Genomic DNA, 16,321 nt, shown 5'->3' with positions numbered 1-16,321 from the left:
CGGATGAGCACAAACGAAGGAGCACATCATGACTACTCAAGTGGAAGTTGAAGTGACCGTAAACAATGTAAGATGGAATGGTGATGCAGGCTGGTACGAGGGCGATTTCAAATACAAGCAGACCAGTCCGAAAGGCGGCATGAAAATCGTCGACCAGCAAGGCAATATCAACGGCCGTGCAGAGAATGCGGGCAAAACACCGATCGGCGATTTCGAGATCACGCTGTTGTGGAAGTCGGACACGGTAAAGGTCAACGGCGTCGATTGCGACGCACACCTCCGGCAACCAAACAACAAGAGCATCCGCTTGGCGAAGAGCTTTGGCGACAAGCCGAACGCCGATGCCGGTCAAAACGGCGGCGTGATCTCCGTCCCGGGCGGAAACGGCGATACTTCGCTGACGATCAGGGACCAGAATAACGACGGAAAGATCTACACATATAATCTGGTGGCGGAGATCGAAACCAGTGATGGCCCCAAGCCGCTCGTCGACGATCCGATCATCATCAACCAGGATCCGCCCCATTTCCTGATGTACAAGGCCGAAGCTGCCGTGCCTGCAGAACCGGGCCAGGCCGGTGAAGCAGCCCAGCCTGCCACTCCGGCCATCCCTCCCGAGCCTGACCCGAAGCCTTGAAGCCTGCTCCGGTGCGGTAAGGGCCGGTAACAGGGTAGGCCGTAGTTTTATGGCAGTCGAGGGTTGGCCAGTTTGGGTCACGTGCGGCCTCGATCGAAAGATGTCGCCACCCGCCTTCGGCAGGAGCGCTTGCCAGCTTTCCGCGGGGTGACTATCGCGCGCATCCATGGACAGCGCGCACCTCCCCGATTCCATCCTTATCGTCGACTTCGGCAGCCAGGTTACCCAGCTTATCGCACGCCGTGTGCGTGAGGCCGGGGTCTATTCCGAGATCGCACCCTTCACGCAGGCAGAAGAGGCCTTTCACCGGCTGAAGCCCAAGGGCATCATCCTGTCGGGATCGCCGGCAGGCGTGCCGGAAGAGGGTAGCCCGCGCGCCCCCGAAATGCTGTTCGAGGCGGGCATCCCGATCCTCGGCATCTGCTACGGCCAGCAGGTCATGAGCCACCAGCTCGGCGGCGAGGTCCGCCCCGGCCATGAGACCGGCGAAGGCGGCGAATTCGGCCGCGCCTACCTCACCGTCACCAAGCAGTGCGCGCTCTTCGACGGCCTCTGGAAGGAAGGCGAGCGCCACCAGGTCTGGATGAGCCACGGCGACAAGGTCACCAAGTTCGCGCCCGGCTTCGAGATCGTCGCCATTTCCGACGGCGCGCCCTTCGCGGTCATCGCGGATGAAAAGCGCAAGTTCTACGGCACCCAGTTCCACCCCGAGGTCGTCCACACGCCCGACGGCGGCAAGCTGATCGCCAACTTCGTGCGTCATGTGTGTGGCCTTGCCGGCGATTGGACCATGGCCGCCTATCGCGAAACCAAGGTGCGCGAAATTCGCGAGCAGGTCGGTGACGGCAAGGTGATCTGCGGCCTGTCGGGCGGCGTCGACAGCTCGGTTGCCGCGATCCTCATCCACGAGGCGATCGGCGAGCAGCTCACCTGCGTCTTCGTCGACCACGGCCTGCTGCGCCTGAACGAGCGCGAACAGGTCGAGACCATGTTCCGCGACCACTACAACATCCCGCTGGTGGTGGTGGATGCCGAAGACATGTTCATGGACGGGCTTGCCGGGGTCACCGACCCCGAGGCCAAGCGCAAGTTCATCGGCAAGACCTTCATCGATGTCTTCGAGGCAGAGGCCAAGAAGGTCGGCGGCGCTGACTTCCTCGCGCAGGGCACGCTCTACCCCGACGTGATCGAAAGCGTCAGCTTTACCGGCGGACCGAGCGTGACGATCAAGAGCCACCACAATGTCGGCGGCCTGCCCGAACGCATGAACATGAAGCTGGTCGAACCGCTTCGCGAACTGTTCAAGGACGAGGTGCGCGAACTGGGCCGCGAACTGGGCCTGCCCGACATGTTCGTCGGCCGCCATCCCTTCCCCGGACCGGGTCTCGCGATCCGCATTCCCGGCGAAGTCACAAAAGAACGCTGCGACATCCTGCGCAAGGCCGATGCGATCTATCTCGACGAGATCCGCAAGGCCGGCCTCTACGACGCGATCTGGCAGGCCTTCGCGGTCCTATTGCCGGTCAAGACCGTCGGCGTGATGGGCGATTATCGCACCTACGACAGCGTGTGCGGCCTGCGCGCCGTGACCAGCACCGACGGCATGACCGCCGACGTCTATCCGTTCGATGCCGCCTTCCTCACCGGCTGCGCGACACGCATCGTCAACGAGGTGCAGGGCATCAACCGCGTTGTCTACGACTACACGTCGAAGCCGCCGGGCACGATCGAGTGGGAGTGATTTGCAGCTACCGCTAGGTCCCGACCCGCGCACCGAAACTCTGCGGCGCCTCCAGGCGCTGCTAGTCCAGCGCTTCGGGCGGATCGAGCGCGCGGCGGCGGAATGGCGCAAGCCCGAATGGGTGCTGGTGCAGGGCGTGATCGGAGCGCGGACGAAGTCCGAGGTCTCGAATGCCGCGACCGACCGGCTGCTCAAACGCTATGGCTCGTGGGAAGCGGTGGCCGGGGCGCCGCTCGATCAACTGCAGGCCGAACTTGCCACGCAGACCTATCCCAATATCGCAGCGGAACGCCTGAAGGGCAGCCTGTCCGCGCTGGTCGAATTGCGCGGTGCGGTCGACCTCTCCCATCTCGCCGATATGGACACGCTTGCAGCAATGCATTGGCTCGAACAACTGCCCGGCATCGGGCGCAAGATCGCGGCCGGAGTGATGAACGCCAGCACACTCGACCGCCGCGCGATCGTCCTCGATGGCCATCACACGCGTATCCTCCAGCGCATGGGGCTCGTGCCGCCCAAGGCAAATACCGACCGCGCCTTCGAAGCGATCATGCCCGTGATGCCCGAAGAATGGGACGGGGCCGATTTCGACGAGCATCACCTGCTGATGAAAAAGCTCGGTCAGACCTGGTGCCGCCCCGCCGCGCCCGACTGCGCACATTGTCTCGCCCTGTCGCTCTGCAACACCGGAACCGAGCGCGCCGGCAACCGCTAAGGCAGCATGCTGGACGCGCTACAGGTCGAGGAAGTCTACCGGATACTGGCGCGCGAGATGCCCGGCCGCACGCCGGGGGCGAAGGGCCCCAAGGGTCAGCCAGATGCCTTCCGGTCCTGCATCTCCTGCATGCTTTCGGCCCAGTCGCTCGACCGCAATACGGCGAAAGCCTCGCGGGCCCTGTTCGCGCTCGCGACGACGCCGGAAGAGATGCTCGAACTCGACGACCGCGATATCGCTGCGGCGATCAAGCCGTGCGGTCTCTACAACAACAAGACCCGCTCGATCCGCCGCTTCTGCGAGGCATTGCTGGCGGAGCATGGCGGAGTGGTGCCAAGCACGCGGGAGGGGCTGATGAGCCTGCCCGGGATCGGCCGCAAATGCGCAGACATCGTGATGAGCTTCACCTTCGGCAAGAATGTCATCGCGGTCGACACGCATGTGCACCGCGTGTGCAACCGGGTCGGGCTGACCGACGCGAAGACTGCCGACAGGACGGCGCAGCAGCTCGAGGAGCGCTCGCCGCAATGGGCGATGAGCGACGGGCATTTCTGGCTGATCCAGTTCGGCAAACGCATTTGCACGGCTCGCAGCCCGAAGTGCGACGACTGTCCGGTCTCGCACCTATGCGAATTCTACGCTTCGACTACCAGCTGAAGCCTGCATCGATGGCGCGCTGCTCTTCGGCTGTCGTCTTGCGCCCCAGCATATCGTTGCGGTGCGGAAAGCGGCCGAAACTTTCGATCATCTCGTGGTGCGAGCGGGCATAGTCGAGTGCGCCCGGGGCGAAGCGGCCAAAGAGCTCCAGCGACAACTCCTGGTCGGACAATTCCTCGCTGTGCATCAGCGGCATCAGCGCGAATTGGCACCTTTCGGACGGTTCGTTCCCAAGCCATCCACGAGCTGCAAACTCGCGCGCCAGTGATTGCGCAAGCGGGTCCCAGGCAAAGGCCTTGGCAGTGCCGCGATGGATGTTGCGGGGAATCTGGTCGAACAGGATGATCGCCGCCAGAGCGCCATTACTGTCGTCGAGAAAATGGTCGGGGCCATTTGCGCCCTCTCGCTCGAGCACTTCGCCGAAGCGGTCGCGCAGCATAGCATCGACCGCATCCGACGAGGCGTACCAGTGCGACGGCTCGAGTTCCTCGAACCAGGTATGCAGGATGACCTGCTGCCAAGGCTGAAGTGCAGCGCGCACCGAAGAGGCGCTTAGCCTTCGCTGTCGACCTCGCGATAGGGCACGAAGTCATCGAGGAAGATCACGCCGGAAAAGAAATTCCCGCCGCGGCTGTAGGTTTCGACCTGGTCGGTCTTGCACAGCTGCGTCGACGAGAACTTGCGGATGACGAGGTAGTCCATGTCGTCGATCGCATCGGGGGTCTTGGTGTAATTGACCCAGATCGTGTCGCCGCGCTTGTAGACGAGTGCGGTATCGTCGATCTGGACGAGCGATTGCGAACCGATGGTGCGAATGCAGCGCTCCGGCTCGCCGGCAACGCGGCCTTCGAGCATCTTGGCGAGGCGCTTTTCACCCTTGGTCATTTCCTTTTCGGCACCCTCGTGTTCGTCCGCCTGGACGGCAGGCGCGGCAAGGAGGCCGATGGCTGCGGCCGAAAGGGCAAGGCGTTTGAACATAGCGTTTCTCCGAATTTTCGAGTGCTACCTCGTACCAGACAACGCCTGAACCTGCGATGAGTTGCGCGACTCGCGCGTCAACCCGTGCCGCCTACCGTGATGCCGTCGATCAGGAGCGTCGGCTGGCCTACGCCGGCTGGCACGCTCTGGCCGCCCTTGCCGCAGATGCCGATGCCTTCGTCGAGTGCCATGTCGTTGCCGATACCCTTCACGCGGGTGAGCACGCTGGGGCCGTCGCCGATCAGCGTCGCGCCCTTGATCGGGGCGACGATCTTGCCCTTCTCGACCTTGTAGGCCTCGGTGCAGGCGAAGACGAACTTGCCGCTGGTGATGTCGACCTGTCCGCCGCCGAAGCTGGTTGCGTAAATGCCGTCGTCCATGCGGGCGAGCAGTTCTTCTGGATCGTCGTTCCCGCCCTGCATGAAGGTGTTGGTCATGCGCGGCATGGGCGCGTGCTGGTAACTTTCGCGGCGGCCGTTGCCGGTCGCCTCGACACCCATCAGGCGCGCGTTGAGGCGGTCCTGCATGTAGCCCTTGAGGATACCGTCCTCGATCAGCACGGTCTCGCGGGTCGGCGTGCCCTCGTCGTCGATGCTGAGCGAACCGCGACGTTCTGCCATGGAGCCATCGTCGATCACGGTCACGCCGGGCGCGGCGACGCGTTCGCCGATGCGGCCCGAAAAGGCGCTGGTGCCCTTGCGGTTGAAATCGCCTTCGAGTCCGTGGCCGACTGCTTCGTGCAGCAGCACTCCGGGCCAGCCGGGGCCGAGCAGCACGGTCTGTTCGCCAGCCGGCGCTGCAATGCTGTCGAGATTTACCATGGCCTGCCGGACAGCCTCGTCGATCGCGCGCATCCACTGGCCTTCGTCGAACAGGCGGTCATAGAGATAGCGTCCACCCAGCCCGAAGAAGCCGGTCTCGCGGCGGCCGTTCTGTTCGGCGACGACCTGGATATTGAGGCGAACCAGCGGGCGGATGTCGCGCGCGGTGTAACCGTCGGGGCGGACGATCTCGACCACGCTCCAGTTGGCGAGCAGGCTGGCGGAAACCTGTGCCACACGCGGGTCCTTGGCGCGGGCGACGGCGTCGATCTTTTCGAGCAGCGCGACCTTCTCCTCGAATGGCACGAGGTCGAGCGGACAGACATCGGTATAGAGATGGCGGTTGGTGCGCTCGGGCGGGGCTGCAAGCGGACTGCTCGTCGCATCGAGCAGTTGCAGGGTCTCGCCAGCGCGCTGGATCGCGGCGGCGCTGATCTCGTTCGCATGGGCGAAGCCGGTGGTTTCGCCCGACACGCCGCGCAGGCCGAAACCGCTGTCGCGCGAATAGTCCGCGGTCTTCAGCTTGCCGTCGTCGAAGGCAAAGGCTTCCGAAGCGATGAACTGGAGGTAAAGCTCGCCGTCATCGCAGGATGAAAGCAGCTTGCGCGTCAGGCCCTGCGCCTCTTCGGGCGAGAGCTTGTTGCCGTAGACGAGTGCGAGCGGATCGGTAATCGGTGCGGTCATGCCCCCTACTTAGGAAGTGCCGCGCCGGTTGGCGAGGACTTAGCGTGTCCGCCTAGCGATGGCCCGGATCGCCGCCTTCGGAAATGTCCATCAGCTGCGACTGGTCGACACCGTCTGCCGGACCGCCCTCGAGCACGAAGCGGCGGTCGCAATAGCCGCAGTCGACATAGCCATGCTCGTCGATCTGCAGGTAGACCTTGGGATGCCCGAGCGCGGCCGCGCGATACATTTCGCCGCTGCGGATATCGGTTGCACCGTCGCACCACACGCTGCGCGTGGTAACCTTGGACACTTCGGGAGGAGGCAGACTCATGGCTGGTGCCGATAATGGGTTTGACGGAGTGGCTCAAGAGCCTAGGTGACGCATATGAGCACTCCACCTGCAATCAGGATCGACAATCTCGTCAAGCGCTATGCCCCGAACGGGCCGGGCGACGAGGGCAAGCTGGCGTTGAAGGGCGTGAGCTTCGATGTGCCGCAGGGCGGTGTGTTCGGCCTGCTCGGCCCCAATGGCGCGGGCAAGTCGACGCTGATCAACATCCTTGCCGGACTGGTGCGCAAGACTTCGGGCAGCGCGGAGATCTGGGGCTTCGACATCGATACCAATACGCGCAATGCCAAGCGTTCGATCGGTATCGTGCCGCAGGAGATCGTCTTCGATCCCTTCTTCACGCCTTTCGAGGTGCTGGAGAACCAGGGCGGGTTCTACGGAATCGGCAAGGCGGATCGCCGCAGCGAGGACCTGCTCGCCGCCGTGCACCTGTCGGACAAGCGCGATGCCTATGCCCGCACGCTGTCGGGCGGGATGAAGCGCCGCCTGCTGATCGCCAAGGCCATGGTGCATTCGCCGCCGATCCTGGTGCTCGACGAACCGACTGCGGGCGTCGACGTCGAGCTACGTCGCCAGTTGTGGGAGCTCGTGCAGGAATTGAATGCGGAAGGGGTCACGGTCGTCCTGACGACGCACTACCTCGAGGAAGCCGAACAGCTTTGCGACCGGATCGCGATCATCAATCACGGCGAACTCATCGCCAACAAGCCGACAAAGGAGCTGGTCGGCATGGCACGCGAGAAGATCGTGTCGGTCAGCGTCGACAAGGACTTGGGCGGCCCGATCATGGAAGAGGCTTTCTTGAAAGCCGAGGTGGTCGAACCGCGCCGGCTAGACATCACCTATGATCGCGACAAGGCGAGCGCGGGCCAAGTGCTCGCGCTGGTGCAGTCACATGGATACGGTATCGAAGACGTGACGACCCGCGAGGCGGACCTCGAAGACGTATTCGTGCAGCTGACCGGCGCAGGCTGACCCCGCGCCGGGAGCTCATTGCGAATTATCCGAAGCTGCGCGGCCCCAGGCCAGCGTCCTTGACGCGCAGCACTTCCCAGACGTGCGGCTCGACCTCTTCCATCGGCGCCTTGCAGCAGCGGCATTTGCCGACGTGCATGCCACCTGCCTTGCGCATGTTGGCGGAATCGACCCGGTGATGCCCGAACGCGCAGGCTAGCAGTCCCATTTTCATATTGTTTGCGACCCTCTTAAGTCCCGTTCCCTGTCGATTCGCGCGATAACGCGCGTTAGCCGTGCGTTAACTGCGTTTTCGGCGAGTCGTTCTCTGCTTGCCGCGTGATGATTGGATCGGCATGACCCGGGGCATGACAGACCAGAACCACGACGTCCTCGTCATCGGCTCGGGTGCAGCCGGGCTTACCGCCGCGCTCGAACTTGCGCAGACCAAGAAAGTGCTCGTCCTTGCCAAGGGCAAGCTTACCAGCGGATCGACCGCATGGGCGCAGGGCGGCATCGCTGCCGTGCTCGACGCAGGCGACACTTTCGAGAACCACATCCGCGATACGATGGTCGCCGGCGCAGGGCTGAACGACCTCGATACGGTCGAGTTCGTGATCGAGCGCGCGCCGAAGGCGATCGACCGGCTGTGCGAACTCGGCGTGCCTTTCAATCGCGACGACGGGGACCTGCACCTGACCCGCGAGGGTGGTCATTCGCACCGGCGGATCGTCCATGTCGACGATGCGACCGGCTGGGCGGTGCAGGCAGCACTGCTCAAGGCGGCGGAAGAAAATCCGAACATCACGCTGCTGCCGCACCAGAGCTGCATCGATCTCATTACCGGCCGCAACCAGGAAGAGTTTTCCGGCTCGGGCCGTGTCTGGGGCGCCTATGCGCTCGACGAGGAGAGCGGCGAGGTCGTTACCCATGTGGCGCGCGCCACTGTACTCGCGGCGGGCGGCGCGGGGCGCGTCTATCTCTTTTCGACGGCTCCGCGTGGCGCCACTGGCGACGGGATCGCCATGGCGTGGCGTGCCGGTGCGCGCGTCTCCAACATGGAGATGATGCAGTTCCACCCGACGTGCCTCTACAATCTCGAGGTCAAGAACTTCCTCATCACGGAGGCGGTGCGCGGCGAGGGTGGCCGGCTGTTCAACCCGGTCACGGGCGAACGCTATATGGAGCAGTACGACAAGGAGCGCATGGAGCTCGCCCCGCGCGACATCGTGGCGCGGGCGAACGACGACCAGATCAAGCGCTACGGCCTCGACTATGTCCATCTCGATATCAGCCACCAGCCGCCCGAGTTCGTGAAGGAGCATTTCCCCACGATCCACGAAAAGCTGATGGGGCTTGGCATAGACATGACCAGGCAGCCGATCCCGGTCGTGCCTGCCCAGCACTATACCTGCGGGGGGGTGAAGATCGGGCTCGATGCCAAGACCGACCTGCCCGGCCTCTGGGCAGCAGGCGAATGCACCGAGAGCGGGCTGCACGGCGCGAACCGTCTTGCCTCCAACAGCCTGCTCGAATGCTTCGTATTCGGCGAGGCGGCGGCCAAGGACATCCTTTCGTGCTGGGACCAGCTCGATGAGCCGCCCGAGATCCGCCCTTGGGATGCGAGCCGCGTGACCGATTCCGACGAGGAAGTCGTCATCAAGCAGAACTGGACAGAAATCCGCCGGTTCATGTGGAACTATGTCGGCATCGTGCGCACCACCAAGCGGCTGGAACGCGCGGGCAACCGGATCGAGATGATGCGGCAGGAGGTCGAGGATTATTACGGCAGCTTCCGCGTGACGACCGACCTGATCGAGCTGCGCAACCTGCTCGATTGTGCGGGGCTGATCGTGAAAAGCGCGCTCAGGCGGCATGAAAGCAGGGGCCTGCATTTCATCCTCGATTATCCCGAAACCGATAGCGTGGCGCGCGATACCGTTCTGGTGCCATAAAGGTCGCGCGCGGCAAGAAGGCGGGATGAGAATTTCCCTGCCCTCGACCTTCAAGCTGGTGCTGGTTTCGGCAGTCGCGCTACTTGGGACCGCGATCCTGCCCTCGGCTTCACGTGCGACACCGCCCGATGTGGTCGTCATCACCGACACGCTGTTCGGAATGTCGAAGGAAAGGGTTTTCGTGCTGCGTACGTCGCGGGACAATCTGGGCCTGCACATGTCGCTGCGCACCGAGACCTGGCTCGTGGCAATCGATCCGCAGACGCGCGAGGAGACGCTGTGGCCGGTCCACGCCGCAAGGCGCGATGCCGACTGGAATCCGGAAACGCAGACGAGCGTCTGGGAAGTCACGACCGACGACAACCCGCTGGCGGTCAATCCCTATGAGGTGCTCGCGCAGTTCGATGGCTCGCCGGTCGAGCCCGCGGCCAGTGACAAGTCGGTATTGATCGGCGCAGCCGCGAGCGGCGATCTGAGAGCAAGACTCGGTCCGGAGCGCGCGTTCGAGGTGGAGGTGGCGCCGGCGCGCGAACGCTATGTAAAGTCCGTGCGGGCCATGGCGCGAAGCGTCGTCGATGCCGACAGGTTGGCGCCGATCAAGACGCGCGATGTTTTCGAAGACAGTGTCGAAGGCGTGTCGGAATGCAGCTTCGCTTCGCTCGGCCACAGGGGGTTACTGCAAAGCGGCGGCCAGAATTATCTCGCCGTGCGCGTGACGTGTAGCGCCTATGACTGGGTGGAAGGGCATTCGCTTATACAGCTTGTTCCGCAGGCCAGGTAGCCGCGCGCTCAGGCAGGATTCTGCAGGCGCCCGAGTGGCGGGAGCTTGCGGCCGAAGTGGTCCAGCGCGACCGATTTGCAATCGGGCAGGTCGTCGAGCGTGAAATACATCAGCGCGGCCTTCGACAACGGGTGGCGGAATTCCACGCCGATCTTGCCGGGCGCGTTCCAGCGAACGACACCTGCGACCTCGACGCCTTTCAGCAGGCGAATATCCACGGGCGTCCCGGCGGGTAGGGTGGTTTCGATTCCGGTCAGCATGCAGCCGCCGAGCGAGATGTCATGCAGGGCATCGTGCGTGACGGAGCCGAGCGCGCTGCAACGCACCTCGGCGGTCACGCAAAGCCTTTCGGCCTTCCTCTTGTCCTCAGCCCCATCCGTCATTTCAACATAGGTTATAGCGTCAAGCCGCGTCAGGAGCTTGGACGAAAGCGACAAAGCGGAATAATTATTAGTAGATGATCGGAAACTACTGAATGGACTGCATTCTGTACTTCGACAATAGAAGAAAAGAGGGTGTGGTCAGGAGTTTGCCATACGGCGAAACATCCAGTCGTCCAGCGCATAGTTGCGCACGATCCCGATGGGCACCGGTTGGTGGAAGGCAATTCCCAGGGCCCCGCCCAGCTGCCATGCGATACGGCCGCTGGCCGGGAATTCGGGCTGCAGCATAACCTCGCAGAACTGGCCGATTTCCGCCTCTGCTTCACTGCATTCGATCATGCACCCGGCCTGCGACAGGTTACGCATCGTCGCATCGAAGGATTGTCCGCCGACTTCGAAAGCGACGGTGTCGCGCGTCGGGCTGCGAGCTTCCTTCCTCCGGTCGATAGAATCCATTTACGTCGCTTCCCCGGCCCACGTTGAAAATAGTATCATCCGCATGCAAGATTAATTGTAGATGAGCGACAATAAAGAGGTCATCGTTTACTTTCTATTTACTATAAAATGCCGCGTGCGGTTGCGCAGCGCAATCGGGTGGACAAGTGCGGCCCGCTCGTGCCTATTGCGGTGGCGTCACAGCAGGAGGAGAGCGCCGCAATGCCCAAGGTCACCGCCAACGGTATCGAGATCCATTATGAAGAGCATGGAGATCCCGCCGATCCTGCCATGCTGCTGATCATGGGCTTCGGCGCGCAACTGACCCTGTGGCCCGACGAGCTGGTCGAAGCGCTGGCCGGTCATGGCTACCGCGTCATCCGCTACGACAATCGTGATGTCGGGCTGAGCCACAAGCTCGACGGCGTGAAGGCTCCGGGTCTCGTGAAGATGACCCTCATGTCGAAGATCGGTCTGACGCCCAAGGTGCCCTATACGCTCGCCGACATGGCGGCCGATGGCATCGGAGTGCTCGATGCGCTCGAGATCGAGAAGGCGCATATCGTCGGTGCCAGCATGGGCGGGATGATTGCGCAGCATGTCGCCGCCAAATATCCCGACCGCTGCCTCAGCTTCACACAGATCTTCTCGACCACCGGCAATCCGAAACTGCCTCCGGCGAAGAAAGAGGCCCTGCAGGCGCTGGTGACGCGTCCGAAGAACAATGACGAGGATGTCCTCGTCGATCACGGCATCATGCTCGCCCGGACCATCGGTTCGCCGGGCTATCCTTCGCCTGAAGATCGCCTGCGCGAACGCACGCGCACCAGTGTGCGCCGCAGCTTCTACCCGGAAGGTCCGACGAGGCACCTGTCGGCGATCGTGGCCGATGGCGACCGCCGCGAAATGCTGAAGGACATCACCGTGCCGACGCTCGTCCTCCACGGCGAAGACGATCCGCTCGTACCGTGCGAGGGCGGCCGTGAGACGGCGGAGTGCATCTCGGGCGCGAAGCTCGAAACCATTCCCGGCTGGGGGCATGACCTGCCGCTGGAACTGGTCGATCCGCTGGCCGGCCACATCGCCGGGCACGCCCGCCAGGCGACCAACTGACAAGCTCAATCGACGAGTGTCGAAGCCGCTCGACGAACAGGTCGAATGACATGCGGTCGCGGCTTTGAGTCGCTTGCTTGTTATCGATCACATGCTGCCGGAGATCGAAGAAATGACACCAGCGCGCTTGGTGAAAATTGCCAGCTGACGGCAGTAAATTACGAAATTGCCTTAATGCGACACACTATCCAACGCGATTTGACAACGACCTTTCACAGGTTCATTTTTCGCTTCGTCAACCGGTCCCGCAGCCGGAACGACTGGATCGACCAATGACCGTCATCGCTAACTGATAAAATTGGACTGTCGCGATCAAAGCGTAACTCTCTGCGGCCGATCATCTCTCTTGATGAAGGATGATCACAATGAACAAGCTTTTTGCAATTTCCCTCGCCACTGCGGTCAGCGCCGCAGTTCTCGCCGTCCCGGCCACGTCCCAGATCGTCGTGAAGCCGAGTGCTTCGGTCGAGCAGGCTGTAAAGAAGGTCTCCCGCGACCTTGACCGCCAGCTCAACCGGATCGCCGATCGGAGCAATGTGCACAGCGGCAATGCGATCGCCATCGTGCGCTTCGAGCGTGACGAAGAAGGCGATCCCACCAACGCCAGGATCTATCGTGCCTCCGGCGACAAGCGGATCGACCGCGTGTCGGTGCGTGCGGTAAGCGGTTTGCGCTCGCTCGATGACTTCCCGATGGGTCTCGAAGAGGATCAGGTCTTCCAGGCGAACATCATTTTTGCCGACAACCGGCGTTCTTATGAGGAGCTGTCGGAGGAGCTTGCCGAATTCGAAGAGGCAAGGCTCGCAAAGGGACCTGAAGAGCGTGAAGTGATCGCACTGGGTACATACCTCGCGAACACGACCGCGCAGTAACTCATCTGCAAATTCCGGCCACCCCCGGCCGGTAAAGCTTCGGCGTCACCCCGGATCTGCGGGAAAGGGTGGCGTCGAAGTTCTGTTGTTTGTCCGTAACTTTCTCGCAAGCGCCGCCAGCGACCGCGCAAGGTTCGCCCTGGCCCGGTCCTCAAAACTATCCCGCCCCCATTCGCTGAAGTAGAGCCGTTCGCGCCCGGCAAAGCTGCGCAGCACGGCGGCCCGGCCTTCGCGGTACCGATCGTCGGGCACGTGCGCATATTCCTGCCTGATCTGGCCCTCGTATATGTCGAAGCGCTCTTCGGACGCACCGAGGATTGCTAGATCCATATCGAGGAAATGCGCGGTGTCGCTTCGCTCGCTCTCCCCGATCGTGTCGGGAAGATAATGCCCCTCGGTCGCGAGGATCATGGTGTGCGCGAGCTCCCGCGAAGACCGCTCGATCGGCGGGCCGGTTTCAAGCAGTAGCTCCGCGCTCCTTCTCTCGTTATCCTTCGCCTGCGGATCGTAGACCGCATCGTGGAACAGGATCGCGTGCAGCACTGCCTGGCGGTCAGCGATGCGATCTTTCACCCGCTCGAAATGACCGAGCAGGGCGGCAATGTGCGTCCAGTCGTGGTAGCGTCGCTGCGGTTCTGCATGGCGGGCGCGCAGCATTGCCAGCATGTCCGGATCGATACGCTCGAGCATGGCAGTCAGGCTGGCACCATAGAGCCGGACGTGCAACAAAATTTCCGGCCTCGATTCGAATGATTCACAAGCCCCGGCTCGCCAATTGTGCCCGCAAAATTTTTTTCACTGATTCATTTTTAGGCTTGCGATCTCGCAAAGCCAGCTTGGTCCACGCGTCGCTGCGTTGCATCATCATCATACACCCGCCCCATGTGCATAATGCAGCGGTTAAAATCGTGTTGACCCTCTTGCGCCCGGGAGGTGTCTGATTCAGTATCTAGTGGTCGGTTGCCTGGGGGTACCTACAAGACCTAGCGATTTCTCCTTCAGTCCCCATATGGGGTCAGAGGCGGATTCGGCCCGGTCCTGTGGAGAAAACTGGATAAGTTTTCGTCTTCTCCCAAAGCATTCGATGCTAGTCGGGAGAGCACATTCTCCGACTCGGTGGCAGAGCGAACGGGCGGGGGAACAGTCTCGCCGCGGTCATACAAACGGTGGGGCACACGATGGATTTCAAGAGCGGAGACGAAGCGGCGATGGGTCTGGATCTGGACACTCAGGATACTGTCGAAGACACCGCTCCCGCCAAGGCGAAAGCGAAGCCGGAAAAGGCAGTGGCCATGGAAAAGAAAGACGCAGGTAGCGAAGAACTCGTCGCCGCAAAGGCTGGCGAAGCGATGGCTGGCGCCATGGCCGAAGTTGCCAAGGCCGCTGCTGAAAAGGACGACAGCAAGAAGGTCCTCGACCGCCGCTTCGACGTGAAGACGGACGACAGCCGCAACGACCTGCTCACCGAATTCGGCAAGGAAACGCTTGAAGACCGTTACCTGCTGCCCGGCGAAACCTATCAGGACCTGTTCGCCCGCGTCGCCGACTATTTCGCCGACGATGCCGATCACGCGCAGCGCCTTTACGACTACATTTCGAAGCTGTGGTTCATGCCCGCGACCCCCGTTCTCTCGAACGGCGGCACGACGCGCGGCCTGCCCATTTCCTGCTACCTCAACTCGGTTTCCGACAGCCTCGACGGCATCGTCAACACCTGGAACGAGAACGTGTGGCTCGCCTCTAAGGGCGGCGGCATCGGCACCTATTGGGGCAATGTCCGCGGCATCGGCGAGCCGGTCGGCCTCAACGGCAAGACCAGCGGCATCATTCCCTTCGTCCGCGTGATGGACAGCCTCACGCTTGCGATCTCGCAGGGTTCGCTGCGCCGCGGTTCGGCTGCCTGCTACATCGACGTCAATCACCCGGAGATCGAGGAATTCCTCGAAATCCGTAAGCCTTCGGGCGACTTCAACCGCAAGGCGCTGAACCTGCACCACGGCGTGCTCGTCACCGATGCCTTCATGGAAGCGGTCCGCAATGGCGAGGAATTCGACCTCATCAGCCCGAAGGACGGCAGCGTCCGCAAGACGGTGGACGCGCGTTCGCTCTTCCAGAAGCTGGTCGAAACCCGCCTCGCGACGGGCGAGCCCTACATCGTGTTCTCGGACACGGTGAACCGCATGATGCCCAAGCATCACCGCGATCTCGGCCTCAAGGTCTCGACCTCGAACCTGTGCGCCGAAATCACCCTGCCGACCGGCATCGACCACCTCGGCAACGACCGCACCGCGGTCTGCTGCCTGTCCTCGCTCAACATCGAGAAGTGGGACGAATGGAACACCGAAAAGCAGTTCATCGAGGACATCATGCGCTTCCTCGACAACGTCCTGCAGGACTATATCGACCGTGCGCCCGACGAGATGGCCCGCGCCAAGTATTCGGCCATGCGCGAACGTTCGGTCGGCCTCGGCGTCATGGGCTTCCACTCCTTCCTCCAGCAGAAGGGCATCGGCTTCGAAAGCCCGATGGCCAAGGTCTGGAACCTGAAGATGTTCAAGCACATCCAGGGCAAGGCCTCGGAAGCTTCGATGATGCTCGCGAAAGAACGCGGCGCATGTCCCGACGCTGAAGAAATGGGCGCGATGGAGCGCTTCAGCTGCAAGATGGCGATCGCACCGACCGCGTCGATCAGCATCATCTGCGGCGGCACAAGCGCCTGCATCGAGCCGATCCCGGCGAACATCTACACGCACAAGACGCTGTCGGGCAGCTTCATCGTGAAGAACCCGTATCTTGAGAAACTGCTCGACAAGAAGAGCAAGAACTCGACCGCGATCTGGAACTCGATCCTGGAAAAGGGCGGCAGCGTCCAGCACCTCGACTTCCTGACGCCGGAAGAAAAGGCGACCTTCAAGACCAGCTTCGAGATCGACCAGCGCTGGCTGCTCGAATTCGCAGCCGACCGCGCGCCCTATATCGACCAGGCGCAGTCGCTGAACCTCTTCATCCCGGCCGACGTCGACAAGTGGGACCTGATGATGCTGCACTTCCAGGCGTGGGAGAAGGGCATCAAGTCGCTCTACTACCTCCGCTCGAAGTCGGTACAGCGCGCCGGTTTCGCCGGCGGCGTCGAGGCCGACAACACGGCCGATGCGGCAAAGTACGAACTCGCCGCCGAGCAGACCGATTACGAGGAATGCCTCGCCTGCCAGTAAGCGGTAGCGAGACTACGAAAAGCCCCGCCCTCCGGATTGGAGAGCGGGG

Annotated in this window: 18 protein-coding genes; 10 read left to right on the top strand and 8 right to left on the bottom strand. The window is 62.4% G+C overall.

The annotated features are described in order from the left end of the window. The first annotated feature begins 28 nt into the window (after positions 1–28). The 4 genes from K3165_RS07605 to K3165_RS07590 all read left to right on the top strand — a co-directional run bounded on the left by K3165_RS07605 (position 29) and on the right by K3165_RS07590 (position 3,750). Positions 29–637: a hypothetical protein gene (locus K3165_RS07605; RefSeq protein ID WP_221548144.1), complete on the top strand. Its 609-nt coding sequence runs from the start codon at positions 29–31 to the stop codon at positions 635–637. Between the two features lie 166 nt (positions 638–803). Continuing rightward, on the top strand, positions 804–2,378 hold the full coding sequence (gene guaA, locus K3165_RS07600; RefSeq protein ID WP_221548143.1) for a glutamine-hydrolyzing GMP synthase: 1,575 nt from the start codon (positions 804–806) through the stop codon (positions 2,376–2,378). A gap of 1 nt (position 2,379) precedes the next feature. Beyond that, complete coding sequence (locus K3165_RS07595; protein ID WP_221548142.1) at positions 2,380–3,093, top strand: endonuclease III domain-containing protein; 714 nt, start codon at positions 2,380–2,382, stop codon at positions 3,091–3,093. 6 nt (positions 3,094–3,099) lie between these two features. After that, the gene (locus tag K3165_RS07590) at positions 3,100–3,750 is read left to right on the top strand and encodes an endonuclease III domain-containing protein (protein ID WP_221548141.1); all 651 of its coding nucleotides are present in this window, start codon (positions 3,100–3,102) and stop codon (positions 3,748–3,750) included. On the opposite strand, the gene K3165_RS07585 is transcribed toward K3165_RS07590, so the two are convergent. The 4 genes from K3165_RS07585 to K3165_RS07570 all read right to left on the bottom strand — a co-directional run bounded on the left by K3165_RS07585 (position 3,740) and on the right by K3165_RS07570 (position 6,546). Further along, entirely contained in the window at positions 3,740–4,291 is a 552-nt protein-coding gene (locus K3165_RS07585; protein WP_221548140.1) for a DUF924 family protein, read from the bottom strand. The genes K3165_RS07590 and K3165_RS07585 overlap by 11 nt on opposite strands. Before the next feature lie 11 nt (positions 4,292–4,302). Next, a complete protein-coding gene (locus tag K3165_RS07580; RefSeq protein WP_221548139.1) occupies positions 4,303–4,728 on the bottom strand; it encodes a hypothetical protein in 426 nt (141 codons plus the stop codon). Positions 4,729–4,805: 77 nt separating this feature from the next. Beyond that, positions 4,806–6,233: a metalloprotease TldD gene (gene tldD, locus K3165_RS07575; RefSeq protein WP_221548138.1), complete on the bottom strand. Its 1,428-nt coding sequence runs from the start codon at positions 6,231–6,233 to the stop codon at positions 4,806–4,808. Positions 6,234–6,285: 52 nt separating this feature from the next. Further along, positions 6,286–6,546: a zinc-finger domain-containing protein gene (locus tag K3165_RS07570; protein WP_221548137.1), complete on the bottom strand. Its 261-nt coding sequence runs from the start codon at positions 6,544–6,546 to the stop codon at positions 6,286–6,288. Positions 6,547–6,600: 54 nt separating this feature from the next. On the opposite strand from K3165_RS07570, the gene K3165_RS07565 reads away from it, so the two are divergent. After that, positions 6,601–7,539, top strand: a complete 939-nt coding sequence (locus K3165_RS07565) for an ABC transporter ATP-binding protein (RefSeq protein WP_221548136.1) — start codon at positions 6,601–6,603, stop codon at positions 7,537–7,539. A gap of 25 nt (positions 7,540–7,564) precedes the next feature. Here K3165_RS07565 and K3165_RS07560 read toward each other — a convergent pair whose 3' ends face one another. After that, positions 7,565–7,753, bottom strand: coding sequence for a hypothetical protein (locus K3165_RS07560; protein ID WP_221548135.1), 189 nt, complete (start codon positions 7,751–7,753; stop codon positions 7,565–7,567). 133 nt (positions 7,754–7,886) lie between these two features. Between K3165_RS07560 and nadB the strand changes: the two genes are divergently transcribed. Beyond that, a complete protein-coding gene (nadB, locus tag K3165_RS07555) occupies positions 7,887–9,473 on the top strand; it encodes an L-aspartate oxidase (protein WP_221548134.1) in 1,587 nt (528 codons plus the stop codon). A 25-nt stretch (positions 9,474–9,498) separates the two neighbouring features. Then, complete coding sequence (locus K3165_RS07550; protein ID WP_221548133.1) at positions 9,499–10,254, top strand: hypothetical protein; 756 nt, start codon at positions 9,499–9,501, stop codon at positions 10,252–10,254. 8 nt (positions 10,255–10,262) lie between these two features. On the opposite strand, the gene K3165_RS07545 is transcribed toward K3165_RS07550, so the two are convergent. Together K3165_RS07545 and K3165_RS07540 are read right to left on the bottom strand one after the other, a co-directional pair. Further along, entirely contained in the window at positions 10,263–10,637 is a 375-nt protein-coding gene (locus tag K3165_RS07545; protein ID WP_247714039.1) for a PilZ domain-containing protein, read from the bottom strand. 138 nt (positions 10,638–10,775) lie between these two features. Next, positions 10,776–11,093, bottom strand: a complete 318-nt coding sequence (locus K3165_RS07540; RefSeq protein WP_221548131.1) for a PilZ domain-containing protein — start codon at positions 11,091–11,093, stop codon at positions 10,776–10,778. A 201-nt stretch (positions 11,094–11,294) separates the two neighbouring features. On the opposite strand from K3165_RS07540, the gene K3165_RS07535 reads away from it, so the two are divergent. Both K3165_RS07535 and K3165_RS07530 read left to right on the top strand, forming a co-directional pair. Beyond that, positions 11,295–12,185: an alpha/beta fold hydrolase gene (locus K3165_RS07535; RefSeq protein WP_221548130.1), complete on the top strand. Its 891-nt coding sequence runs from the start codon at positions 11,295–11,297 to the stop codon at positions 12,183–12,185. Positions 12,186–12,550: 365 nt separating this feature from the next. Next, on the top strand, positions 12,551–13,057 hold the full coding sequence (locus K3165_RS07530; protein ID WP_221548129.1) for an energy transducer TonB: 507 nt from the start codon (positions 12,551–12,553) through the stop codon (positions 13,055–13,057). Positions 13,058–13,102: 45 nt separating this feature from the next. Here K3165_RS07530 and K3165_RS07525 read toward each other — a convergent pair whose 3' ends face one another. Further along, positions 13,103–13,747, bottom strand: coding sequence for an HD domain-containing protein (locus tag K3165_RS07525; RefSeq protein WP_221548128.1), 645 nt, complete (start codon positions 13,745–13,747; stop codon positions 13,103–13,105). Between the two features lie 488 nt (positions 13,748–14,235). Between K3165_RS07525 and K3165_RS07520 the strand changes: the two genes are divergently transcribed. Continuing rightward, a complete protein-coding gene (locus tag K3165_RS07520; protein ID WP_221548127.1) occupies positions 14,236–16,272 on the top strand; it encodes a ribonucleoside-diphosphate reductase subunit alpha in 2,037 nt (678 codons plus the stop codon). Positions 16,273–16,321: the final 49 nt, after the last annotated feature.

It is taken from the genome of Qipengyuania xiamenensis (genome assembly GCF_019711495.1).
GTDB lineage: Bacteria > Pseudomonadota > Alphaproteobacteria > Sphingomonadales > Sphingomonadaceae > Qipengyuania > Qipengyuania xiamenensis.
Note: the sequence above shows the minus strand (reverse complement) of the source record. Positions and strands in the feature narration are given on the sequence as shown.